The organism is Cupriavidus oxalaticus, assembly GCF_004768545.1.
Taxonomy (GTDB): domain Bacteria; phylum Pseudomonadota; class Gammaproteobacteria; order Burkholderiales; family Burkholderiaceae; genus Cupriavidus; species Cupriavidus oxalaticus_A.
In genome coordinates this window covers 881,328-905,480 of sequence record NZ_CP038636.1, presented here as the reverse complement: position 1 = coordinate 905,480, position 24,153 = coordinate 881,328, and the positions used below count along the sequence as shown (strand labels likewise).

The 24,153-nt window shown below is 62.7% G+C and carries 17 protein-coding genes; 6 read left to right on the top strand and 11 right to left on the bottom strand.

The features are described from left to right. Positions 1–148 precede the first annotated feature (148 nt). The 6 genes from E0W60_RS32180 (at position 149) to E0W60_RS32155 (ending at position 9,411) form a co-directional block, all read left to right on the top strand. Entirely contained in the window at positions 149–1,045 is an 897-nt protein-coding gene (locus E0W60_RS32180) for a carbon-nitrogen hydrolase family protein (protein ID WP_135706889.1), read from the top strand. Between the two features lie 241 nt (positions 1,046–1,286). Then, the gene (locus E0W60_RS32175) at positions 1,287–4,199 is read left to right on the top strand and encodes an aminotransferase class I/II-fold pyridoxal phosphate-dependent enzyme (protein ID WP_135706888.1); all 2,913 of its coding nucleotides are present in this window, start codon (positions 1,287–1,289) and stop codon (positions 4,197–4,199) included. A gap of 140 nt (positions 4,200–4,339) precedes the next feature. Further along, a complete protein-coding gene (locus E0W60_RS32170) occupies positions 4,340–5,794 on the top strand; it encodes a biotin carboxylase (RefSeq protein ID WP_135706887.1) in 1,455 nt (484 codons plus the stop codon). Positions 5,795–5,820: 26 nt separating this feature from the next. Further along, the gene (locus E0W60_RS32165) at positions 5,821–6,885 is read left to right on the top strand and encodes a C45 family autoproteolytic acyltransferase/hydolase (RefSeq protein ID WP_135706886.1); all 1,065 of its coding nucleotides are present in this window, start codon (positions 5,821–5,823) and stop codon (positions 6,883–6,885) included. A gap of 220 nt (positions 6,886–7,105) precedes the next feature. Next, positions 7,106–8,419 (top strand): dicarboxylate/amino acid:cation symporter, encoded by a 1,314-nt coding sequence (locus E0W60_RS32160; RefSeq protein WP_240746034.1) that lies wholly within the window; start codon positions 7,106–7,108, stop codon positions 8,417–8,419. Between the two features lie 59 nt (positions 8,420–8,478). Then, a complete protein-coding gene (locus tag E0W60_RS32155; protein WP_205751676.1) occupies positions 8,479–9,411 on the top strand; it encodes an amino acid ABC transporter substrate-binding protein in 933 nt (310 codons plus the stop codon). A gap of 288 nt (positions 9,412–9,699) precedes the next feature. Here E0W60_RS32155 and E0W60_RS32150 read toward each other — a convergent pair whose 3' ends face one another. The 11 genes from E0W60_RS32150 to E0W60_RS32100 form a co-directional block, all read right to left on the bottom strand. After that, positions 9,700–10,941, bottom strand: coding sequence for a polyhydroxyalkanoate depolymerase (locus tag E0W60_RS32150; protein WP_135706885.1), 1,242 nt, complete (start codon positions 10,939–10,941; stop codon positions 9,700–9,702). Positions 10,942–11,108: 167 nt separating this feature from the next. Beyond that, positions 11,109–12,467: a sigma-54-dependent transcriptional regulator gene (locus E0W60_RS32145; protein ID WP_135706884.1), complete on the bottom strand. Its 1,359-nt coding sequence runs from the start codon at positions 12,465–12,467 to the stop codon at positions 11,109–11,111. Then, on the bottom strand, positions 12,464–14,422 hold the full coding sequence (locus E0W60_RS32140) for an ATP-binding protein (RefSeq protein ID WP_135706883.1): 1,959 nt from the start codon (positions 14,420–14,422) through the stop codon (positions 12,464–12,466). The genes E0W60_RS32145 and E0W60_RS32140 overlap by 4 nt, the downstream gene beginning before the upstream one ends. A 6-nt stretch (positions 14,423–14,428) precedes the next feature. Then, positions 14,429–15,433, bottom strand: coding sequence for a cytochrome d ubiquinol oxidase subunit II (locus E0W60_RS32135; RefSeq protein ID WP_135706882.1), 1,005 nt, complete (start codon positions 15,431–15,433; stop codon positions 14,429–14,431). Then, on the bottom strand, positions 15,430–16,833 hold the full coding sequence (locus E0W60_RS32130; RefSeq protein WP_135706881.1) for a cytochrome ubiquinol oxidase subunit I: 1,404 nt from the start codon (positions 16,831–16,833) through the stop codon (positions 15,430–15,432). The genes E0W60_RS32135 and E0W60_RS32130 overlap by 4 nt, the downstream gene beginning before the upstream one ends. An 87-nt stretch (positions 16,834–16,920) precedes the next feature. Beyond that, positions 16,921–17,580, bottom strand: a complete 660-nt coding sequence (locus E0W60_RS32125) for a DUF6781 family protein (RefSeq protein ID WP_240746033.1) — start codon at positions 17,578–17,580, stop codon at positions 16,921–16,923. 71 nt (positions 17,581–17,651) lie between these two features. Further along, on the bottom strand, positions 17,652–18,398 hold the full coding sequence (gene phbB, locus E0W60_RS32120) for an acetoacetyl-CoA reductase (RefSeq protein ID WP_135706879.1): 747 nt from the start codon (positions 18,396–18,398) through the stop codon (positions 17,652–17,654). Between the two features lie 50 nt (positions 18,399–18,448). Then, positions 18,449–19,624 carry an acetyl-CoA C-acetyltransferase gene (locus E0W60_RS32115; protein WP_135706878.1) on the bottom strand — a complete coding sequence of 392 codons (1,176 nt, stop codon included), beginning with the start codon at positions 19,622–19,624 and terminating at the stop codon, positions 18,449–18,451. A 45-nt stretch (positions 19,625–19,669) separates the two neighbouring features. Further along, positions 19,670–21,385, bottom strand: a complete 1,716-nt coding sequence (locus tag E0W60_RS32110) for a PHA/PHB synthase family protein (protein WP_240746032.1) — start codon at positions 21,383–21,385, stop codon at positions 19,670–19,672. Between the two features lie 43 nt (positions 21,386–21,428). Then, positions 21,429–22,787: an NAD(P)/FAD-dependent oxidoreductase gene (locus tag E0W60_RS32105; RefSeq protein ID WP_135706877.1), complete on the bottom strand. Its 1,359-nt coding sequence runs from the start codon at positions 22,785–22,787 to the stop codon at positions 21,429–21,431. An 11-nt stretch (positions 22,788–22,798) separates the two neighbouring features. After that, positions 22,799–24,151 carry a dicarboxylate/amino acid:cation symporter gene (locus E0W60_RS32100; RefSeq protein WP_135706876.1) on the bottom strand — a complete coding sequence of 451 codons (1,353 nt, stop codon included), beginning with the start codon at positions 24,149–24,151 and terminating at the stop codon, positions 22,799–22,801. Between the last annotated feature and the right edge of the window lie 2 nt (positions 24,152–24,153).

Sequence of the window (24,153 nt, the reverse complement as noted above, 5' to 3'; positions counted from 1 at the left end):
GAAATATTTCAACTAAGCAACGGGCTGCATAGGCTTATCGAAATGGGAGCGCTACAAGTTAGCGCCCGCTTAATTCAAGCCATGTAGCTCTATGTGGATATCTAAATAGTGGCGCGGGAAGCGTCCGATGTGTTTGGTGAGGCATTAAATGAAGCGCTTTGCAGTTGCAGGTATCCAAATGCCGGTGTCGGCATTCGATGAGAACATCACGCAGATGAATCGCTACCTGGCGCATGTCAGGCACCGTTTTCCGTGGGTCAATATGGTGATGTTCTCGGAACTCGCGGCGTTTGGCCCGAGCCCGGCCAAGGCGGTGGAAATGCCCGGCGCCGACGAAATACGGCTTTGCGAAATGGCGGCCAGGCATGGCTTATGGCTGATACCGGGCTCCCTGTTCGAGCGCCGCGACGGTGCGATCTACAACACCGCGCCCGTCATCGACCCCGGCGGGAATGTAGTGGCACGGTTCCGCAAGCTGTTTCCTTTCCGCCCATACGAGCAGGGCATCGCCGCGGGCAACGAGTTCGTGGTGTTCGACGTCCCGGATGCAGGCCGCTTCGGCGTATCGATCTGCTATGACATGTGGTTCCCGGAGACCACCCGGACGCTGGTTGCAATGGGCGCCGAGGTGATCTTGCACCCGACCATGACCGACACGATCGATCGCGATATCGAGCTATCAATCGTGCGCGCTTCGGCAGCAACCAACCAGGTTTATTTCTTTGACATCAACGGTGTCGGAGATGGCGGCGTGGGGCGCTCCATTGTGGTCGATCCCTCCGGATATGTGCTGCATGAGGCCTCGTCGAGCGCGGCGGAGATCATTCCGGTGGAGATTGATTTCGACAAGGTTCGGCGCGAGCGCGAGTGCGGACTGCGCGGGCTCGGCCAGCCGCTCAAGAGTTTCCGCGACCGGGAGGTGGAATTTCCCGTCTATCAGCGCGAAAGTGGTACCGACGCTTATCTGCATACCCTCGGAAAACTGGTGAAGCCTGGGATCAGCGAAGACACACAGCCACAAGTGAGCGGTCCCGCCGGAGGATAGCGCCAGGCGCAAGACAGCCGGCCCGTTCCGGGGTCGAATCGGCGCGATTTAAATTGGAACCGAATATCGGCTACAGCGGATGCTGTGTCCTAAGGGGTAACGCTTGCCTTCGGCTTTGTTACGCATCCGGTAAGTGGTGGTCGACGAGAAAGAAGAACAATAAATAAGCAGATAAATCGGAATTTGGATCCGCGCCAGCGAATCCGTGCGTAGAAAATATCTCGTTAGCAGAGGGAATAACATGGCACGCAACACCACAAGAAAAGGGAAACCCGGGCAGAACGTTTCCCTCAACCGTTATCGCAGTGTCTGGGAAATGCGCGCGGATGGCTGGATGAATCTGACTGACGATCTGGGGCGTCTGGTCAATCTCGGACGCGAATGCAAGGAGTTCGTCGAGCGCTATTCCCGTGTCACCGAGACGCTGTCCATGCTCGAACCTATCGAGCGTTTCTGGGCGTTCCCCGGATACCGGCTGTTCGAGGAGCTGACATCCTGGTTCGCTAGCGGAGATCTGCACCGGCTCAATATCGCCGTCCATCGCATCAATCGCATGCTCGCAAGCAATAGCTACCGCCACAAGAAGCTGTCGCTGGATGCGGAATCCGAAGAGCCGTCCGAGATCGAGACCGAAGAAGAGATGCAGGCGCAGATCGCGCGCCCGTACTTCGAGGTGCTGATCGTCGACGACATGTCGCGCGAGGATGAGGACGCGCTGCGCAGGCGCGTCCAGCGCAAGCAGCGCGTTGATGATCCCTTTGTCTGGGACGTCGTGGTGGTGCCGAGCTTCGAGGATGCACTGATCGCCACGCTGTTCAACTTCAACCTTCAGGCATGCGTAATCCGGCACGGGTTTCCATTCAAGTCGGAGTACGAACTCGACCTGCTGCGCAAGTTCCTGGACGGGCTGGACGAGGGCATCGAAGAACAGCCGGAATCCGAGCGCGGACCCTTGCTCGGCCAGAAGATCGCGGAACTGCGGCCAGAGCTTGACCTGTACCTGGTTACCGACGTGAAGGCGGAAGAAATCGCCTCGCGCGTCGGCGAGGTCTTCTCCCGAATCTTCTTTCGCGAGGAGGACCACACCGAGTTGTACATGTCGATCATGAAGGGCGTGTCGGAGCGCTACCGGACCCCGTTCTTCACCGCGCTGAAGGAGTACTCCAAGCAACCGACCGGGGTATTCCATGCCTTGCCGCTGGCGCGCGGGAAGTCGATCATGAACTCGCACTGGATCCAGGACATGGCGCAGTTCTATGGCTTGAATCTCTTCATGGCCGAGACGTCGGCAACCTCGGGTGGGCTGGATTCGCTGCTCGATCCGATCGGCCCGATCAAGGTCGCCCAGGAATATGCCGCACGGGCATTCGGCGCGCGCCGTACTTTCTTCGCGACCAATGGCACCTCGACGGCAAACAAGATCGTGGTGCAGGCATTGGTCAAGCCGGGCGATATCGTGATGGTGGACCGAAACTGCCATAAGTCGCATCACTACGGCATGGTGCTGGCGGGTGCAAAGGTGGCTTACCTCGATTCCTACCCGCTGGACGACTTCTCGATGTACGGCGCTGTCCCCATCAGCGAGATGAAGCGTACGCTGCTGCGCTTCAAGCAGGCGGGCACCCTAGACAAAGTCAGGATGGTGCTGCTGACCAACTGCACGTTCGACGGCGTCGTCTATGACGTGAAGCGCGTGATGGAGGAGTGCCTCGCCATCAAGCCGGACCTGATCTTTCTCTGGGACGAGGCCTGGTTTGCCTTTGCCCGCTTTCACCCGACTTATCGCCAGCGCACCGGCATGGACGCGGCGTCACGTCTGCGTCGCGAGCTGGACAGCGGCGACTATCGCCGGCGTTACGAGACCTTCGCCACATCTTTCGGCGGCGCTGACTGGGACGATGAGGACAAGCTCGTCAACACGCGCCTGATGCCAAATCCGGACGTGGCACGGGTGCGTGTCTACGCGACTCAGTCCACGCACAAAACCCTGACCTCGCTGCGGCAGGGCTCGATGATCCATGTCTGGGACCAGGATTTCAAGGACAAGGCGGAGGAGGCCTTCCACGAGGCGTACATGACGCACACCTCCACGTCGCCAAACTACCAGATCCTCGCCTCGCTCGATGTCGGCCGCCGGCAAGTGGAGCTGGAAGGATACGAGCTGGTGCAGCGCCAGATGGAACTTGCCATGACCTTGCGGGAATGGATCCACACCCATCCGCTGCTGAAGAAATATTTCCATTTCCTCAATGTGTCGCGCGTGGTACCGGGTGCCTATCGTGCGTCCGGAATTGACGCGTACTACAGCCCGGAATCCGGCTGGGCGAACATGGAAGCCGCGTGGCGCGTCGACGAGTTCGCGCTGGACCCGACTCGATTGACCTTGTCGATCGGCAGCTCCGGCATCGACGGCGACACGTTCAAGAATAAGTACCTGATGGACAAGTACGGTATCCAGATCAACAAGACATCCCGGAACACGGTCTTGTTCATGACCAATATCGGTACGACGCGATCCTCGGTAGCGTACCTGATCGAAGTGCTGATCAAGATTGCGAGAGAACTCGACGAGCGCACCGCGGACATGAGCGTAATCGAGCGCCGGCTGCATGAAAAGCGGGTGGCGTCGCTGACCCGGGACTTGCCCCCGCTGCCGGACTTCTCGCATTTTCATTTTGCCTTTCGCAGCGTCTGCAACAACGGTCAGATCGAAACACCAGATGGCGATATCCGCAAGGCCTTCTTCATGTCCTATGACGAAGAGAACTGCGAATACCTGACGATGCCAGAAGTGGCGAAGGCCATCGCCAAGGGGCGTGAAGTGGTTTCGGCGCTGTTCGTGATCCCGTATCCTCCCGGCTTCCCCATCCTAGTGCCGGGGCAGGTGATCAGTTCGGAAATCCTCGAGTTCATGCAGGCTCTCGACGTGCGGGAAATCCACGGATACCGCCCGGAACTCGGCTTCCGCGTATTCAGCGACGGCGCGCTCCAGCAACTGGCGCTGCAAGCCGCAGGGGAGGCAGCGGCGGCCGTCGCTGCGGCGGCTGCCAAGGCGTCCGTATCGACGGTCGTCGATGTATCGACGGCGACGGTCGATGAAGTCGCGGCTGCGCAGGCTGAACGGCCAGCGGAACACCCCGCCCAAAAAAAATAGTCGGGGACGAAGCTGGCCCTGACGGCCGGCTTCTCGCCCCGGAGCCCGATTCAACAAGAAAAATATGCCGGACCTGGACCGCCAGGGGCCGCGGAAGACCAGCGTCACGCCGGCATGGAATTCCTCAGGAGAAAGCTGCGATGCAAAAAGTCCGTAACGTCTCAGATCTGCGCGTGATGTTCCATCGCAACGAGAAGCCGATCTACTTCATCAGCGCCACCAACTTCAATCTCCTCGGCATTGACCAGTGGGTGAATCGCTTCAAGTATGTGAACTACATCGATTGCTTCGATGGCCGCCATCCTAATGTCTTCGTGCCGCCGGAGCTTCCCCACGAGGAGTTTACGTCAATCGAGGACATCAACAATTACCTCCTCCAGCATAAGGATGTGGTGGAAATGATCGAGCAGCGCGGAGGCCGGCCCGCCGCCACCTTCCTGATGTTCGACGAGAGGACAGAGGAGCTTGCCGACGAGCTGGGGCTCGACGTCTGGTTTCCTCCGGCCGCGTTGCGCAGCCGTTGCGACAACAAGATGGAGACCGTTCGTATCGGCAACAAGGCCGGCGTCCATTCGGTGCCTAATGCGCTGGAGAAGGTCGACAACTATGAACACCTGATGCAGATCGCGGAGCGCCACGGGCTGGGCAAGGACCTGGTCGTGCAAAGCGCGTTCGGGGATTCCGGCCACACCACGTTCTTCATCTCCAGCGAAGACGACTTCAACAAGCACAAGGACGAAATCGTCAATGATCCGGAAGTGAAGATCATGAAGCGAATCAACTGCCGCGGTGCGACGCTGGAGGCGTGTGCGACGCAGTCCGGCACGCTGGTTGGCCCCCTGTTGACGGAGGTCGTTGGCGCGCGTGAGCTGACTCCGTACAAGGGCGGGTGGTGCGGCAATGAGATCTTCCCCGGAGCGTTTTCGGAAGAAGTCAGGATGAAGGCCCGCGACATGGCCTTCCGCTTCGGGAACCAGTTGCTGGAGGAGGGCTATCGCGGGTATTTCGACCTCGATTTCCTGATCGATGTCGACACCGGGGAAGTCTATCTCGGCGAGCTGAATCCGCGTATCTGCGGCGCCAGTCCGATGACCAATCACGCTGCCTTCGCCTACGCTGACGCACCGCTGTTCCTGTTCCACCTGCTCGAGTTCTCGGGCGTGCCGTTCGATCTGAACGTACGCGAACTCAATGAGCGCTGGGCCGAAAAGTCATTTATCGACGGCTGGTCCCAGTTGGTCATCAAGTACACCGAGGACAATGTCGACGTTGTTACCCACGCGCCGCCATCTGGCATCTATCGCATGGCCGCAGACGGGTCCGTTTCCTACCATCGCTTCGATTCCAACCGGCGCGAGATTGAGACCGAACGGGAAGCGTTCTTCCTGCGTATCACCGGGCCGGGCGACTATCGCTATGAAGGCGCCGATCTCGGCATCCTGATTACGCGAGGCCGCTCGATGAATGATGAGTTCAGGCTCAATGAGCGCGCCCACCACTGGATCCGTGGCATCAAGCAATACTATGGGGCCAAGCCGCTGGTGTCCGCCCAAGCGGAGCTGGCGCCGCAGCCTGGTGCGTTCAAGATTCTGTAAATCCAGCCACGCGGGGGCAAGACGAAATGCGTTGTACTTTCGAAGCAATCAGCGAGGACTTGCCCGGGCAACGATGGCAGAACATCTTCCGGGAGTTCTGGCCAGGATACCGGCAATGGTATCTGCGCGATGGCGATCGCGCTCGGCCCGGCTTCCTGACGTGTCGCCGGGCACTGCGTGATCACATGCCGGAACTGGTGCCGAGCTGGGAGCGGCTGGTCGAGCTCGCCGGCGGCGGTGACCTGGAGGCGCGGTTCCTGTCAATGTGGGGGCCACCGCCGTATATCGCTGGGTGTTCCCAGGCGGTGTGGTTGCCGCTGCCTGGCAACCACGTGGCGGGCGCTACGCCGGCACTGCTGCGCAACTACGACTTCGCGCCGGCTTTGCTTGAAGGCGTCTGGCTGGCTTCCAGATGGCACGGCCGACGGGTGTTGGCGGTCAACGATTGCCTTTGGGGAGCGCTGGACGGCATCAACGAGAGCGGCCTCGCGGCGTCTTTGTCGTTCGGCGGGCGCAAGGCAGTCGGCAATGGCTTCGGCATTCCGCTGGTCCTGCGCTACGTGCTGGAATTCGCGGAGGACGTCGGCGCCGCGGTGGAAATCCTGTCGCGCATCCCCGTGCATATGAGCTACACCGTGAGCCTCCTTGACCGCAGCGCGCAGTGGGCAACCGTGTTCGTAACGCCGGACCGGCCGATCGAAGTGGTGCGCAAGCAGGCAGTGAGCAATCTGCAGCACGGCGTCGAATGGGCCGCACATGCGAATGCAACGCTGGCGGAAACCCGCGAGGAGGCCCTGGCCGCGGCGGTGCAGCAGTCCGATGAATCCAGGTCGGTGCTGCGCGCGCTGCTGAGGCCACCATTGTTTCAGACCTCATACGGGCGCGGACATGGAACGTTGTACAGCGCCGTCTATCACCCGTGCGACGGGTCGGTCGAGATGGTGTGGCCGGATGCCACGTGGCGTCAATCGTGCGGCCACTTTGTGCCAGGCGCAAGGATGATCGAGTTCGATGTGGAGAGTAGCGCGCCGCCGCACACCGTGGTCCCGGCGCAGCGCTGGATGCTCGACGACGTGGGCAGCTTCCAGTGAGATTGCCGGAGCTGTAGCCCCGCACGACACGCAAACGGGAGTTCGTTGAAAGCGCCTGGCGCAAGGGGTCTACCGATTGCTCGCCAGCCGCATTTGTTCCATGACGTCGCCAGATAAGCAGGACGCGATCCCAGTCCGGATCGCGGCGGACCATTTCGCCTGAAACATTCTGAAGACGACACCTTCGGATAGCAGGCTCGAGAGTATCCAAGGAGGAGCCATGAAGAAAAAGCGCCCAATCACTACCTACATCATTTTCGCGATGATTCTCGGTGTCATCGTCGGCTATAGCTGCCACCAGGCCTTCCCGGATCCGGGGACGGCCAAGGAGATCGCCGGTTATATCTCGATCTTTACCGATGTCTTCCTGCGGCTGATCAAGATGATCATTGCGCCGCTGGTGTTTTCCACGCTGGTGGTGGGCATTGCACACATGGGCGATGCGAGCACGGTCGGCCGGGTCGGCGTCAAGGCGCTTGGCTGGTTCATCGTGGCCTCGTTCATCTCGCTTGCGCTGGGGCTGATCCTGGCCTCGGTCCTACATCCGGGCGTCAATATCGGCCTGCCGCTGCCGGACGTGGGGGCCGCTACCAACCTGAAGACCAACGCCTTCACGCTCAAGGATTTCATTACGCACCTGGTGCCGAAATCCGTGGCTGAAGCCATGGCGACCAATGAAATCCTGCAGATCGTCGTGTTTTCGATCTTCTTCGGCACCGCGCTGTCGACACTTGGCGAAACCGGGAAGCGCCTGGCCGGCGTGATCGACGATCTCGCGCAGACGATGCTGAAGATCACCGGCGCGGTGATGTGGATGGCGCCCATTGCCGTGTTTGCGGCAATCGCATCGACGGTCACCACGCAGGGGCTGGGGATTCTACTCACCTTCGCGAAGTTCATGGGCAGTTTCTATCTCGGCCTGGTGGTGCTGTGGGGCCTGCTGGTGCTCGCCGGCCTCTTCTTTCTCGGCAAGCGGGTGTTCACGCTGATCCGGCTGATTCGCGAGCCATTCCTGCTGTCCTTCTCCACGGCGAGTTCGGAAGCCGCTTACCCCAAGATGCTAGACGCTCTGGACCGGTTCGGCGTCGGCAGGAAGATCTCCAGCTTCGTGCTGCCGATGGGCTACTCGTTCAATCTCGACGGCACCATGATGTACTGCACGTTCGCGGTGCTGTTCATTGCGCAAGCCTATGACATTCACCTGCCCGTCAGCACCCAGATCACGATGCTGCTGCTGCTGATGCTGACCTCCAAGGGCATGGCCGGGGTTCCGCGTGCATCGCTGGTGGTGATTGCCGCCACGCTTAATCAGTTCGGCATTCCGGAAGCCGGGCTGCTGCTGATAATGGGGGTCGACCAGTTCCTCGACATGGGGCGCTCCGCGACCAATGCCGTAGGCAACTCGATCGCGGCCGCGGTGGTAGCGAAATGGGAGGGGCAGCTCGCGCCGGAATCCAGGCTGGAAGACGAACGCGCAAGTCCCGTGCCGGAAGCCGGCGCTTCGCTCGGAAAGCCGGACACGGCCCGGGTATGAAAGGCGCGCCGGCCTAGCCTTTCGTGCCATTGCGCCAAATGATCATTGAAGGAGTGCCAATGCTCTCGATCAAATCACTTGTGGATAGCCTGCGTCGCTATGCCGCGAACTTATCCATCGTGGCGCTGTGCGCGATGTTCTCTGCCGCTCCGGCGTCCGCACAGCAGCCAGGGGAACTTTCCGGCACGCTCAAGAAAGCAAAGGAGGGCGGAACGCTGTCGGTTGGCTACCGAGAGTCGTCGCTGCCGTTCTCCTACCTGGGACGTTCGGGCAACCCGATCGGATATTCCATCGATATTTGTCGTGCGATCGTGGCAGTCTCCGCCGCGGAGGTGGGCCGCGAGGTGAGTATCCGGTGGGTTCCGGTGACCTCGGAGAACCGGTTTGACGCCATCTCGTCGGGGAAGATCGACCTGGAGTGCGGCTCGACCACCCGCAATGCCGAGCGCATGCAACGTGTGGCGTTCTCCCCGGTGATCTTTGTGGCCGGGACAAAGCTGATGGTGCCCAAAACTTCGCCGATCAGGACATTGCACGACCTGAAAGGGAAATACGTGGTGGCGACCGGTGGCACCACAAACGTGGAAGCGCTGGAACGGCTGTCGGATCGCTTCGACCTGCAACTCAAGATCATCCGGGCGAGCGATCATGGCGATGCGTTTCGGGTCTTGCAGCACGGTGGCGCCGATGCCTACGCGGGGGATGATGCATTGCTGCATGGTCTTCTTAGCGGCGGTCCGGAACGCGGCAAGTTCAGGGTGACCTCCGATTTCCTCTCCTACGATCCGTACGGGATTATGTATCGCAAAGGCGATCCGCAGTTCGCCGCGGTGGTGGAGAAGACATTCCGCGAACTGGCGGCGTCGCGCGAGTTGGAACGCCTGTATAAGCAGTGGTTCATGATGAAGCTGCCCACTGGCGAGCGGCTCGGCTTGCCCATGAGTGCCCAGCTCGAGGAGTTGATTCGCGCCATGCCGGAACGGGCGGAATAGCCTGGGGCACAACCGGGACAGAAGGACGGAGCCTCGCCTCCGTCCTTCTGCTTTGTGCCCCGATAACCGGCAGTGCTGTATGGATAATGCCGTCAAAATATGATTTTAACGGCGTCCGTCATTCCAGCGAGGGCGGGAATTCAGCGTCTTTCATGTCCCCTTCGGGATAAGTCATTGGGTTGCCGCCTTCGCCGGGGCGACGATGCTTATCCGAACTGCATTAGTGCTAGAGGGAGTGCCTTGTCGCCATAGCGGCAAGGCGGCATTCCCGGATCCTGATCCTGGCTTTCACCCATGGCTGGCGATAAAGCCGCGCAGCTGCGGATAGATCTCCTCGCGCCAGCGGCGGCCAGAGAAGATGCCATAGTGGCCGCACCCGGCGGCGGTGATATGCTGCTTGCGCGTGCCGGGAATGCCCGAGCACAAGTCGTGCGCCGCTGCGGTCTGGCCTGACCCGGTGATGTCGTCCAGTTCCCCTTCGATGGTCAGCAACGCGGCCTCTCTGATGTCCTGCGGGCGCACCTGTTTACCTGCAATCTCCCAGGTACCCCTGGCCAGCCGGAACTCCTGGAACACGTCGCGAATCGTATCCAGGTAATACTCGGCGGCCATGTCGAGGACGGCATTGTATTCATCGTAGAAGCGCACGTGTGCCGCCGCATCGTCCATATCTCCGTCGACAAGATTGCGATAATAGTTGTAATGCGCTGACAGGTGCCGGTCGGGGTTCGTCGCCACGAAGCCGGCGTGCTGCAGGAACCCCGGATAAACCTTGCGGCCATGACCCGGATAGTTGGCCGGCACGGTATGGATCACGTTGTTCTCGAACCATTCGAATGACTTGTCGGTCGCTAGCGCATTCACGGCGGTTGGGCTGCGGCGCGCGTCGATCGGTCCGCCCATCATGGTCATCGTCCGCGGTGTGGTCTCGCCGGCCGATGCCTGCAATGCGATCGCCGCCAGCACGGGTACGGCAGGCTGGCAGACGGAAATGACATGCAGGTTGTCCGCGCCGATGTGGCGGATGAATTCCTGGACGTAATGCACATAGTCCGTGAGGTGGAAGGTACCGTCTTCGACCGGCACCATGCGGGCATCGACCCAGTCCGTCACATACACCTTATGGTGCTGCAGCAAGGTCCGGACGGTGTCGCGCAGCAGCGTGGCATGGTGGCCGGACAATGGTGCGCAGACCAGCACCACCGGGTCGTCCTTGAGCAGCTGGATGGTAGCGGCATCATCGGCGTAGCGCTTGAAGCGCAGCAATCGGCAGAAGGGCTTCTCGACAATGACCTGCTCCACGACAGGAACTTCCCGCCCGTGGCATTGCACCGACCTGATGTCGAAAGCCGGCTTCTTGTAGTCCTTGCCGAGCCGGTACAGCAACTCGTAGCCGGCTGCCAGCCTGTTGGCACCCGGCGTCAGTGAGAGAGGACTGAGCGGGTTGGTAAAGGTCCGCGACGATGCCTGAGCCAGGGCAGTAAGGGGCAGCAGCATCGCGCTCTTGAGTTCGTGGAGTTGGTAAAGCATGAGAAATACCCTGTGGAAATGACCCGAAACGGCGGGTCTGAACAGCGGGCCTGCGCCGGGCCCGCGGGATGAGCGCGAACGCGTGTATGCATCGAGCCGACGAGCCCGCGATCACGCGAATTCGCAGTTCGGATCGGTGGCATCAGCCGGTGGCTCATGCACGACGATCACTCTTCCGACTGCTCCTTGTCATAGGCGATATGGAGCCGGCGGAGCTTGGAGTACAACGTCTGCTTGGGGACGGAAAGCGCTGTCGCGGTAGCGGCAACGTCGAAGTTGTGGCGCTTCAGTTCTTCCGTGACAACGACACGTTCGAACTGTTCGAGCTGTTCGGGCAGGCTGTGGCACCGTTCGCCGTGGCTGTGGTGCAGGTCGAAGTCGTCAGACAGCAGCCCGAGCACGAAGCGGTCTGCGACGTTGCGCAGTTCGCGCACGTTTCCGGGCCATGAATGGGACAGCAGCAGGTCGAACTGGGCGCTCTCGAGCACGGGTGCCGGACGGCCAAAGCGTGTCGCCGCCTGCAGGATCAGATGCTCGAACAGCAGCGGGATATCTTCACGGCGCTCACGCAATGGTGGTAGGTCAATGAAGGCGACGCCGATGCGATAGTACAGGTCAGCGCGAAATTTCTTTTGCTCGCTGAGAAGCTTCAGATCTTCTTTGCTGGCGGCGATCACGCGGCAATCGACTTGGATGGGCTCATTCGATCCCACGCGCTCGATAGAGCGCTCCTGCAGCGCGCGCAGGAATTTGACCTGTACCGACAATGGCATGCTCTCGATTTCATCGAGGAACAGCGTACCACCCTGGGCGTGCTCGAACTTGCCGCAGCGTCGGCGTGTCGCGCCGGTAAACGATCCCACCTCGTGCCCGAATAGTTCGCTTTCGGCCAGCGACTCGGGCAGGCCGCCGCAGTTCAACGGCACAAAATTGGCGGCGCGCCGTGCGCTGTGGTCATGCAGGCAGCGCGCGACGAGATCCTTGCCCGTGCCTGTCTCGCCGTAGATCACCACGTCGGCAGGCGCATCGGCAAGCGCGCGGACCGCGCGACGCACGCGCTCCATCTGGGCCGAACGGCCGATCAGGCACGCCTGGATGCCGCGCCAGCCGTCCAGTTGCTCGCGCAGGCCCAGCACCTCCAGGCTCAGCTTGCGCCGGTCGGCAGCCCGCCTGACCACGGACACCAGGTGGTCGGATGAGCACGGCTTCTCGATAAAGTCGTATGCGCCCTGGCGCATGGCGCGCACGGCCATGGAGATGTCGCCATGGCCTGTCACCAGGATGACAGGCAGGTCGGCGTCTATGCCCTGAAGCTCGCTGAGCCAGGTCACGCCGGTCATGCCCGGCAGCCTGACGTCGCATACCACTACGGCAGGCACACCGATGCTGACGCTGGCGCGCGCCTGCTCTACGGAGGCGAACCCGTCGACTGTGAAACCGGCCAGTTCGAGCGCCTGCGAACTGCCAATCAGCACATCCTCTTCGTCCTCGACGAAAATTACGCGGATGGGATGGGTGTCGCTCATTGATGTTCCCCTTGGGTCGGCGGCGCGAGCGGTAGTTCGACGACGAGTTCGGCGCCTCCGGGCGGCAGGTTTTGGGCATACATGCGACCGCCGAACTCGCGCACGATATGCGCCGAGATCATCAGGCCGAGTCCGAGACCCTTGCCGGCCGGCTTGGTCGTCACGAAAGGCTCGAACAGCCGCGGAAGCACGTCTGGATGAATGCCTGGTCCGGAGTCGCGGATGGTTAGTACGCATTGGCCTTCGCATTGGGCCATGCCGATCTCCAATTTCCGCACGGTGGCACCTGACAAGGCGTCGGCGGCATTGCCCAACAGGTTGACCAGGACCTGTTCCAGCCGGGGCTCGTCGGCCAGGACGCAGAAGTCGTCGTTCGTCGCCGCGACGTCGACGTTGACATCGAGCTCGCGCAAGCGGGCGGTCACCACAAACAACGCGTCCTGGATCACCTGGTGCATCGCGACCGGCCGCAAGGGCGCCTGGGTCTTGTGGGCAAAGGCCTTGAGCTGCTGGGTGAGTCGGGCCACGCGCCCGATCAGGTTGGCGATGCGGCGCAGGTTGCCAGCGGCATCGCCGAACCGGCCATGCTCCAGTAACACCGCGGCGTTGTCAGACAGCGTGCGCATCGCCGCCAGGGGTTGGTTCAGCTCATGCACGATCCCGGCGGACATTTGTCCCAGTGCAGCCAGTTTGCCGGCGTGGACGAGGTCGTTCTGCAGCGCCCGCAACTCGGCGGTCCGTTCAAGCACCTTGCCCTCCAGGCTGTCGTGCGCCTCACGCAGCGCGCGCTGCGCCGCCATTTGCTGCTGGGCGGCTCGCCGGCGCTGCGCCACCACCAGGATCAGCAGAAACAGCACCATGCCGGCCAGCAGCGCGCCGATGGCGGCGTTGCGGGCGAGGGTGCGCGCCGGCAGCTCGTCGTCCAGCAGCACGATTCGCCACAGGCCGTGGTTCACTGTGCGTTCGGACGCGAGGTACTCCACGCTGTCCAGGCGTACGCGGGTGGTATGTTGGTCCAACCGGGAGCGGACCTGCCAGTCCAGCGGCATCAGGTCCGACTTGCCATAGGTGCGCGCGCGTGCGGCCTCGGCCAGCATGGCTGCCGTCAATGGCGCCAGCGGACGCAATCTCCACTGCGGCAGCGAGGCCAGGATCACGACGTCGCGGGCGTCCACCACAAGCACTTTGCCCGGGATCTGGACCCAGTTTCGTTCCACTGCGTCAAGGTTGACCTTGACGGTGGCGACGCCGCGCTGCACGCCGTCCTGCCGCAGGGCAAAGGCAAGGTAGTAGCCGGGACGTCCGGAGGTAAACCCCACGCCGTAGAAGCGACCATACCCGTGTTCCAGCGCATCCCGCATATACGGGCGGAACGACAGATCTGCGCCTACCGGCGTACCCGGCTGGTTCCAGTCTGCGGCGGCAAGGGTCATGCCGGAGCGCTGAGTGACGTACAGGTTGTCGGCACCGGCGGTTGCGGTGATGCCGTGCAGGTAGCCGCTAACATGCTGCTTGAGCGACGCGTCGTCGGGCCGGGCAAGCAGTTCGAAGACATCCGTGGTGGACTCGAGCAGCGAGGGCAGGTAATCGAAGCGGGACAGTTCGCCGTCCAGTCGCGCGGCGACGACATCGAGGCGATGCTGCCCGGCGACGCGCAACTGCTCGAGGCCGGCGCGCAACGCCATGGCATAGGCGAGCCACACGGACAGCGCGATCGCCGCCAATGCCATGCTGCCCCAGATGCCTATGCGCATACGGCCACGATTCATGTCGCGTGCCCTTTCTCCGCGGTCATTGGACTCGCCGGATAGTGAATTCCCGAGGTTGGGGTCGATGAATGCTTGTTCGTTCTGACGCAAGTCAGGATGTTGCAGTGTACTGCCGGAATCCAGCCAGCCGGCACCCGGGTAATAACCCGGGCCACTATCTTGCGTTGTGTGGCGATGCAGCATCATGGGTGCCTAAGCGTAGCGGAGTGCGCGTGTCTTGCCACGGAACACGCGGTATGAGAACACGGTGTAGCCGGCGATGGCCGGTACCGAGATACAAACGCCAGCCAGGATGACTCGCAGGGCCTCCGGGCTGCTGGCGGCTTGCCAGATCGTCAGGCGGTGGATCACGACGAAGGGGAAGATGCTGTAGGCCAAGCCGAGGAAGCTGAGCACAAAGACGGCGATCAGCAACACGAAGGGGAGCCAGGCGACCGGCCCACGCACCAACCGGGTGTTCAGCAGCAGGCGCACTGCCATCAGCATGATGCCGGTCGCCATCGGGATGGCGAGCAATGCAATGATCTGCGGCAGTACGAACCAGCGTTCCCGGACGACGGCGCTGATCCATGGCGTCGCCACGGAGATCAGGGCAAGCCCGCATGCCATCGGCAGCCATGCGGTCTTCGCCCACTGCACGGCGCGCTGCTGCAACTCGCCTTCGGTCTTCATGATGAGCCAGCACGCGCCAAGCAGCACATAGGCCATCGGCAGCGCGGCGGCGATCGCGGCCGCGAATAGAGGGTAGTTCCAACCGTTGCCAAAACCACTGATGTAGCGGCCCAGCATCCAGCCCTGTGCAACGGAGGCCATGGTAGAACCCGCGAGAAAAAGTCTGTCCCATGTCGGCTTGCGCGCGCTCTTCACCTTGACCCGGAAATCGAAGGCTACGCCGCGCAGGATCAGGCCGACCAGCATTAGCGTGACTGGCAGGTAGAGCTCCGTCAAGATCAATCCGTGCGCCTTGGGGAAAGCCACTAGCAGGATGCCGACGCCCAGCACCAGCCAGGTTTCGTTGGCGTCCCAGAAAGGGCCGATCGAGGCCACCATCACATCCTTTTCGGCGGGCGTGGCCCGGTGCATCAGCATGCCGACGCCGAGGTCGTAGCCGTCGCTGATCACATAGACCAGCATGGCCAGGCCCATCAATGCCATGAAGATGACGGGCAGGGCGTCGTCGAAACGCATCCAGCTCATGATGTGCTCCCGCTCGGCAAGATCCGCGGCGGTATCGTGCCAGACGGTATGGAGGGCTGCTGGGCGGGGTCGCTTGCAGGCGTTTCCTCCGGCTTTTCCGCCAGGTACTTCAGCACGCTGACATAGGCGACGATCAGCGCGAGATAGACGCTGACGAACAGCGACAGCGTCAGGGCGATATGCGGGGCCGGCACGTTCGATGCCACGTCGGCAGTGCGCACCAGTCCGTGGACGATGAAGGGCTGGCGTCCGACTTCCGTGACATACCATCCGGCTACCGTGGCAATCCAGCCGGAGAATGTCATGCCTGCAAGCCCCCACAGCAGTGCGCGCGGCAGGCGTTGGGGCTGCCAGGCAGCGCGGCGGTACAGCCACCAGCCGAGCCAGCTCGCCGCCAGCATCAGCACGCCCACGCCGACCATCACGCGGAACGCGAAAAACATTGGCAGCACGGGCGGATGGGCGTGGCCGAAGGTGTCCAAGCCGCGAATCTCGCCGTCGAGGCGATGCGTCAGGATCAGGCTGGCGAGCTTCGGGATCCCGACCGAAGCATGGTTGGTCCGCAACGTCTCGTCGGGTATTGCGAAGAGCAGCAAGGGCGCTCCGCGCTCAGTGTCCCAGACGCCCTCCATTGCCGCGATCTTCTGCGGCTGGTGTCGGAGGGTGTTCAGGCCATGCATGTCGCCGACAGCGATCTGCAGCGGAATGGCGGCGGCGGCGAGCGTCAGCCCGACGCGCAGCACCCTGGGGGCGGACAGCTGCCCGGTGCCCTTGAGCAATTGCCAGGCACTCAGGCCGGCGAGCAGGAAGGCGCAGGTCAGTGCGGATGCCAGCAGCATGTGGGCAAGGCGATAAGGGAAGGAGGGGTTGAAGATGACTTCGATCCAGCTCCTGACATGGAACTCCCCATTGACGATCTCGTAGCCCTGCGGGGTCTGCATCCAGGAGTTCAGGGCCAGGATCCAGAAGGCGCTGAGCGTGGTGCCGAACGCGACGAAGAAGGTCGACATCAGGTGGACGCGCTCGCTCACCTTGCCGTGCCCGAACAGCATCACGCCGAGAAAGCCGGCTTCCAGGAAGAATGCCGTCAGCACCTCATACGCGAGGAGGGGGCCGGCGACATTGCCCACCGTTTCCATGAACCCCGGCCAGTTGGTGCCAAACTGGAAACTCATGGTGATGCCGCTGACCACGCCAAGCGCGAACGTCAGGGCAAACACCTTGGTCCAGAAGCGATAGGCGTTCAGCCACGCCTGGCGGACCACTGGCTTGTCGCTGGAAAGATAGCGCCAGCGGAAAAACAGCAGTAGCCAGCCCATGCCGATGCTAATGGTCGGGAACAGGATGTGGAAGGTGATGTTGGCCGCGAACTGCATGCGTGCCAGCAGGATGGGATCCATGTGTCCGGGTCTCCTCCGTCGAGGTAAATGGGGCGCTGCGCGATAGCGCAGCGTCCGTTTGCCGCGTATGGCGCGACGACGCCACTGTTAGGGTTTGCGCGGAGCCGCATTCCCGTTCAGGCCATTCGACATGCCGATAAGCACGCCGGTGACCAGGGTGGTGTAGTGCTGCAGCCAGGCCTCGGTGGTGCTTTGCCCGAGCGCACGGCCCTCGCGCGCCATGGCGCGGGCTTGGCTGGTCAGTTGCTCGATGACCGCGGCGGCACTGGTGCCAGTCGCGCTGCCCTTGAGCTTCATGCCCTCCAGCACGGTCGACCATGGCCCCTGGACCGTTTGCGCCGCTTCGCCGATCGCTTTGCCCAGGGTGGAGAACAGCAGGTCTTCCATTTTCTCGATATCGGACAATGCCTTCTTCACGTGTGCCTCACGCAGTTGCGCGCCCTGGTCGACGATCTGCTGCAGCGCGCGGCGATTCGCTTCCACCGCCTGCACCAGGGCGTCGTCCATGCCCTGAACCGTCCCGGCCAGGATGGATTCAAGGTCGGGTCCAGCCAGGCCGCTCATGGCCGCCCCGGCCGAAGCGGCCTGGGTGATGCCGTTCAGTACGTCCTGAATGCTGTGTACCGTCAGGTCGCGACCCTGCAATGCCTTGAGGGTCGCTTCGTGTACCGCTTGGCGCAGGGACTCGCCCTGTTGCGCCGAAGCCTGCGCAAACTGCTGGATCAGCGCCTCGTGGTCGATCACCATCTTGTTCATCTTTGTCTCCTGCCAGGTCTCGTCGCGTCTTGTTGAATAGCTGCCATCGCTGCGCCGCTGGCTCACTGCATGTGCTGGCCGCCGTTGATGGCGATATTGGCGCCGGTCACGAAGGCCGCCTCGTCCGAGGCCAGGTAGATGATCAGGCCTGCCACTTCCTCCGGCTTGCCCAGGCGGCCCACCGGGATCTGCGGCAGGATCTTCGTGCTCAAGATCTCTTCGGGAATAGCGGTGACCATCTTCGTGCCGATGTAGCCCGGCGAGATGGTGTTGACAGTGACGCCTTTCCTGGCCACTTCCAACGCCAGCGCCTTAGTGAAACCATGCACCCCGGCCTTCGCCGCCGAGTAGTTGGTCTGGCCGAAGGCGCCTTTCGAGCCGTTGACCGACGACACGTTGACGATCCGGCCCCAGCCGCGCTCGACCATGCCGTCGGCGACCTGTTTGCTCATGTTGAACAGGCTGTCCAGGTTGGTGCGCAGCACGGCGTCCCAGTTCACCTTGTCCATCTTCTTGAAGGTCATGTCGCGCGTAATGCCGGCATTGTTGATGAGGACGTCGATTGGGCCGGCCTGTTCCGCCACCGCGGCCACGGCTTGCGCGCACGAATCGATGTCGGCCACGTCGCACGGAACGGCCAGGATGTCATGCCCGCGCACCTTCATTTGCTGTACCCACTCGCCATGGCTCTTGTTGCCAGGGGAATAAGTCACCGCCACCCTGTAGCCGGCCTCGGCCATCTTGGTGGAAATGGTTTCTCCCAGGCCGCCCATGCCCCCGGTGATCAAGACTACGCGTTGCTTGTTCATTGCTGTGTTTTCCAATGGAATCGATGGAATGAAGGCCGTACTGATGCGGGTCAGCGCTCGATCGCCAGCGCCACGCCCATGCCGCCGCCGATGCAGAGCGAGGCCAGCCCGCGCCTGGCGTCGCGGCGGAGCATTTCGTGGATCAGGGTGACCAGGATGCGGCAGCCGGACGCGCCGATCGGATGGCCGATGGCAATGGCGCCGCCGTTGACGTTGATCTTGCGTGTGTCCCAATCCATCTCCTGATTGACCGCGCAGGCTTGTGCCGCAAACGCCTCGTTGATCTCCATCAGGTCCAGGTCGTTGACACTCCAGCCAGCCTTCTGCAGGCAACGGCGGGAGGCGGGCACCGGGCCCATGCCCATGATGCTGGGGTCGAGCCCGGCCGACGCGTGGGCGGCGATGCGGGCCATCGGCGTCAGCCCCAGTTCGTGCGCCTTGGCAGCCGACATCAGCAGGACCGCTGCCGCGCCGTCGTTCAGCCCCGAGGCGTTGCCGGCCGTGACGGTGCCCGCCTTGTCGAAGGCCGGCCTCAGTACAGCCAAGGCTTCGGCCGTTGTCCCGTGCTTGATGAACTCGTCGCTGTCGAAGATTACCGTGCCTTTCTTGGAGACGATTGAGACCGGGACGATCTCGTCCTTGAACTTGCCGGTCTTCTGCGCGATCTCGGCCTTCTGCTGCGAGGCGGCCGCGAACTCGTCCTGCCGGGCGCGCGAGATGTTGTATGCCTTCGCCACGTTCTCGGCGGTGGTGCCCATGTGGTACTGGTTGAAGGCATCCCACAGGCCATCGACGATCATGGTGTCGGTCAGTTTCCAGTCGCCCATACGCTGGCCGTCGCGTGATCCCACTAGCACGTGCGGCGCGGCACTCATGTTCTCCTGGCCGCCGGCGATGACGATGTCCGCGTTGCCGCATTGGATGGCCTGGGCGCCCAGGTGGACCGCCTTCAGGCCGGACCCGCACACCTTGCCGACGGTCATGGCGGGCACGCCGACGGGCAGCCCCGCTTTGATGCCGGCCTGACGGGCGGGGTTCTGCCCGTTGCTCGCGGTCAGCACCTGGCCAAGCAGTACTTCGTCGACCAACTCGGGTTGCAGGCCGCTGCGCTCAAGCAGCGCCCTGATCACGGTAGCGCCCAGCTCGGGTGCCGCGACCTTGGCCAGCGATCCGCCAAACTTGCCGACGGCAGTTCGGGCCGCTGCAACGATAACGACGTCTTCCATACGATTCTCCTGCGTGAAAAAAATTGAGGTACTGACGTACAGCCACTAGCTGGCTATTTCTTTGACATAGCGGCCGGGCGCCGGCTCGATCACCGCGTAGGCGGCGCTACCCAGCGAGCGCCGCGCGGCGTTTTCCGGTCCGGCATGCTGGCCAAGCCATTCCGACCAGGCAGGCCACCAGCTGCCTTCGACGCATTCGGCACCGTCCAGCCAGCGTTGTGCGCTGCTGTCGTTCTTGCCGATCCAGTGGTGGCGCTTGCGTCTGGCAGGCGGATTGACCACGCCGGCTATGTGGCCGCTGGCGCCCAACACGAAGGTCGTCGGCCCACCGAGCAGGCGGGTGGTGGCAAAGGCGCTGCCCCAAGGCACGATGTGGTCGTCGTGCGAGGCATAGAGGAAGGCGGGCACACGGACGCGGGAGAAATCCACCGCCTCTCCACACTGCACGGTGCCCCCGGGCACGCGCAGGCGATTCTCGAGATAGGCGTTGCGCAAGTACCAGCAATACATTGGGCCGGGCAGGTTGGTGTCGTCGCAGTTCCATGACAGCAGGTCGAAGGCCGGGGGCGCCGTTCCCTTCAGGTAGCTGTTGACGGCGTAGGGCCAGATCAGGTCGTTCGCACGCAGCGCCGCGAACACGTGGGCCAGCTCGCGCCCGCGCAGCAGGCCGCCGCGGCCGATGGTCGCCTCGCGCACGGCAACCATGGCCTCGTTGACGAGCAGGCCAATCTCACCAGTGTCATGGAAGTCCAGCATCGTGGTGAGGAGCGTGACGCTTGCCACCTTGTCCTCGCCGCGCGCCGCAGCGACCGCCAGCGCGCAGGCCAGCAACGTGCCACCCACGCAAAAGCCGAGCGTGTTGACGCGATCTGCCCGGCTGATCTCCCGCGCCGTGTCGATCGCGCGCAGAACCCCCTGTTCGAGATAGTCGTCCCACGTCAGGTGGCCCTGCGCGTCGGAGACGTTGCGCCACGACACCAGGAACACCGTGTGCCCCTGCGCCACGGCATGGGCGACGAACGAGTTCTCCGGCTGCAGGTCGAGGATGTAGAACTTGTTGATGCAGGGTGGCACGATCAGCAGCGGCCGCTTGTGAACCTTCTCCGTGACGGGCGAGTATTGGATAAGCTGCATCAGCGCGTTCTCGAATACCACGCCGCCAGGCGTAACGCCTACGTTGCGGCCGACTTCAAAGGCCTGCTCGTCAGCCATCGAGACGCGGCCCTTGGCCAGGTCCTGGAGGAACAGCCGCATGCCCTCCACCAGGCTTGCGCCACCGGAGTCCACCGCGAGCTGCAGCGCTTCCGGATTCGTGGCCAGGCAGTTGGCGGGGCTGAGCGCGTCCAGCACCTGGCGCAGGGCGAACTGCCACTGCGCCTTGGTCTGCGCATCGGCGGGCGCTTCGTCGATGGCATCGCGCAGCCGCGCCGCGTAGCTCTGGTAGTGGCGCACAACCAGTTCGCAACGCGGGTCGTAGCGCCATGCCTCTGCGGCAAAGCGGCGGTCCTGCGTGCTGGCGCGATCGGCGTGATCAGCGACATCGGAAGCGCCCACCGGCGGCCAGAACGCCGCCATTTGCCGGAGCGCATGGTCCCGCCACGCGCAAAGCGTGCGTGCCGCAGACAGCAGCGAAACCGGCGCCGGCGGGGCATCCTGCGAGGCGGGGGCCGGTTCGACGCCGAACGTGCGCAGCATGGCCTGCTGTGCGCTGAACAGCTCGGTGATCCAGCGGCTGGGATCGGGCGTAGGTGTAGTGGTCATGGAGTCGAGCGCGTGCGTGCAAAGGTTGACGAGCGCGTTGCGTTCAATGCAGCTTGACGTGCGGTTCTGTACGCCGGACGATCGAGCGCGCCAGCGTGTCGAGCGCGACTTTCGTGAAGCCATGCAACGCCAGTTCATGCATCTTGTAGAGCGAGAGGTACATCAGCCGCGCGAACATCCCCTCGATCATCAGACTGCCCCCGATCAGTCCGCCCATCATGCTGCCCACGGTGCTGAACTCGCCCAGCGACACCAGCGAGCCGAAGTCGCGGTACTTGTAGGCGGCGAGCGGCTTGCCCGCCATGCGTCGACGTATCTGCTTCACCATGTGCGAAGCCTGCTGGTGCGCCGCCTGCGCGCGCGGCGGCACCAGCCCGCCCTTGCCCTGGCTGGCACCGGGCCAGCTGCATGCCGCGCAGTCGCCGATCGCGAAAATGTTCTGGTCGCGGCTGGTCTGCAAGGTCGGCTGGACGACCAGCTGGTTGACGCGGTTGGTTTCGAGGCCGGCGATATCCTTGAGGAAGTCGGGCGCCTTGACGCCGGCGGCCCACACCACCAGTTCTGCCGGCAGCACACGGCCATCGCCCAGGCGCACGCCATTGGGTAATACTTGCGCTACCTTCGCATCGGTCAGCACGTCCACACCAAGTTTGCGCAGCAGATCTTCCGTCGCCTTCGAAAGCCGCTCCGGCAAGGCCGGCAGCACCCGTGGCGCGGCCTCAATCAGCGTGACCCGGATGTCCTTGTCGGCGTCAACGCGGTCCAGGCCGAAAGCCACCACCTCGCGGGTGGTGCGATGTAGCTCCGCAGCCAGTTCCACGCCGGTGGCGCCGGCGCCGATGATGGCGACATGCAACTGCTGAGGTAGCAGGGGTGTGGCCTGCGCATGCGCGCGGATGCAGGCGTTGACCATGCGCGAGTGAAAGCGCAGTGCGTCGGCCGGGCATTCCAGTCGCATGGCGTGCTCATACACCCCCGGCGTGCCAAAGTCATTGCTCTGGCTGCCGACGGCGATGACCAGCGTGTCATAGGCAAAGCTGCGCTGTGGCGTGATCTGCTGGCCATCATGGTCGACATAGGGGGCCACCAGCACCTTGCGGCGGTCGCGATCCAGGCCCACCATTTCGCCAACCCGGTAGCGGAAGTGGTGCCAGTGCGATTGCGCCAGGTAACCCACCTCATGCGCGCTCATGTCCATGCTGCCGGCGGCGATCTCATGCAGCTTGGGTTTCCACACATGGGTGCGGTTCTTCTCGATCAGGGTGATTTCGGCTTCTCGGCGCCGGCCGAGCGTGTTGCCTAGTCGCGTGGCCAGCTCAAGCCCGCCCGCACCGCCGCCGACGATGACGATGCGGTGCGGTGCTTTCACGTAGGCATCAGGACGATAGGTGGATGGTTTCATCGCGCTTACGCTCACCGGGGCAACGTGGTGCTGGCAACCGGCATTTGGGCCGCGACCTGGTCGAGCACTACCTCCGGCTCGTCGGCCTCGGCGTCCGACTCGCTATCCAGCTTGCGGCGCATCCGCTCGACATCGAGGTCGCCGGTCCATTTCGCCACTACCACCGTGGCCACGCCATTGCCGATCAGGTTGGTCAGCGCGCGCGCCTCGGACATGAAGCGGTCGATGCCGAGGATCAGGGCCAGGCCCGCCACCGGAACATGCCCCACTGCCGACAGCGTGGCCGCCAGCACGATGAAGCCGCTCCCGGTGACGCCGGCGGCGCCCTTGGAGGTCAGCAACAGCACGGCGAGCAGGGTGAGCTGCTGCGTCAGGCTCATGTCGGTATTGGTTGCCTGGGCGATAAACACCGCCGCCATGGTCAGGTAGATGGATGTGCCATCCAGGTTGAAGGAGTAGCCGGTGGGGACCACCAATCCAACCACAGACTTGCGGGCACCCAGGTTCTCCAGCTTGGCCATCATCCGTGGCAACACGGATTCGGATGACGACGTGCCCAGCACGATCAGCAGTTCTTCCTTGATGTACTTGATGAACTTCCAGACAGAGAAGCCATGCATCCGCGCGATCCCACCGAGCACGACGAAGATGAAAAGCAGGCAGGTTGCGTAGAAGGTCGCCATCAGCTGGCCAAGCTGCAGCAGAGAGCCCACACCGTACTTGCCGATGGTGAAAGCCATGGCCCCAAAGGCGCCAATCGGCGCGACCTTCATGATGTAGCCGACGATGGTGAAGAGCACGTGGGAGAACTTCTCGATGAAGTCGAACACCAGCGTGCCGCGGCCGCCAAATCTGTGCAGGGCAAAGCCGAACATCACCGCAAACAGCAGCACCTGCAGGATCTCGCCCTTGGCAAAGGCATCCACCACCGTGTTCGGGATCACGTGCAACAGGAAATCGACCGTGCCCTGCATCTTGCCAGGCTCGGTGTAGGCGGCGATGGCCTTCGTATCGAGGGTGGTTACGTCGACGTTCATGCCGGCGCCGGGCTTGACGATGTTGATGATCAACAGGCCGACCACCAGCGCAATGCTGCTCACGATCTCGAAGTACAAAAGCGCCAGCCCGCCGGTCTTGCCGACCTTCTTCATGTCCTCCATGCCGGCGATGCCCACCACGACCGTGCAGAAGATGATCGGCGCGATGATCATCTTGATTAGCTTGATGAAGCCATCGCCCAGCGGCTTCATCGCCGCGCCGGCCTGCGGATAGAAATGGCCGAGGATGATGCCGATAACAATCGCGGTGATGACCTGGAAGTAGAGGGTTCTGTAGAAGGGTTTCGGGTGATTGTCTTTGTCCATGA